Source organism: Shewanella sp. SR44-3 (assembly GCF_014163735.1).
Lineage (GTDB): Bacteria > Pseudomonadota > Gammaproteobacteria > Enterobacterales > Shewanellaceae > Shewanella.
On record NZ_JACJDV010000101.1, the window covers coordinates 1 to 759 of the forward strand.

Consider the following 759-nt stretch of genomic DNA (forward strand, 5'->3'; position numbering starts at 1 on the left):
TAACTCGAAATAAAACTGAAATACCTGATTGTGACTTTTTTACCGACATAGGGTAATAACAAAGTAAAAATATCCCCTTCGTAACAGGGTGGCTTAGTTAAGTCGGAGTGTTCTCGCGTCTGAATATGCCAAATAACGTTCCATTCATCGTCTGGTGTAATAATAGTGAACACATCCCAGAGATAATCATCATCGTATTTATGGAAATGCCCAGGCCAAGCCTTTTTTTTATCGCCGACAAACTCAATCACCCCACTAAAGGTTTCAAGTTTAGCGCTATTATCCATGTATACTTGATATCTTACTCGATCGCCGTCTATTCCCGCAGTAAACAACATATAGGCTAAAATATTGCCTACTATTATAACCTTCACGTATGTTAAGAGGTTTCTTATTTGATTCTGTTCTTGGTATTTATACACAAAAAAGAGCGCACCAATAACAAAGAAGAAACCATTGAAGTTAGTTAGGGTCTCAGTTTTAAACCAATAATCCCACCCCTCCGGAGGGAGGGGGGCATATAACGTTTTCATTAAATGTATTAATCTCCTGTTATCCAGCCTTTCTGAGTGAAAATACTGTTTTGCACACCATACAAGAATTGTCCCCAAGTACTTGCTTCAAAATCGAATCCAGGCATTTTTGTTGGATTCTGTAACGCCACGAAGCCAGCCACCTTACTGTTTATTAAGCTATCCTATTTACTTCCAAAATCAAAACTCTTGGACAACAAATCAGCCCAGCCAACGTAAAACAATA

The 759-nt window shown here is 38.2% G+C and carries 1 protein-coding gene and 1 pseudogene; both read right to left on the minus strand.

All coding sequences use genetic code 11. The annotated features are described in order from the left end of the window. A pseudogene (locus H5073_RS17985) lies at window positions 1-374 on the minus strand (hypothetical protein); the annotation flags it as partial. Between the two features lie 167 nt (window positions 375-541). Continuing rightward, the gene (locus H5073_RS18440; protein WP_259394951.1) at window positions 542-664 is read right to left on the minus strand and encodes a hypothetical protein; all 123 of its coding nucleotides are present in this window, start codon (window positions 662-664) and stop codon (window positions 542-544) included. Between the last annotated feature and the right edge of the window lie 95 nt (window positions 665-759).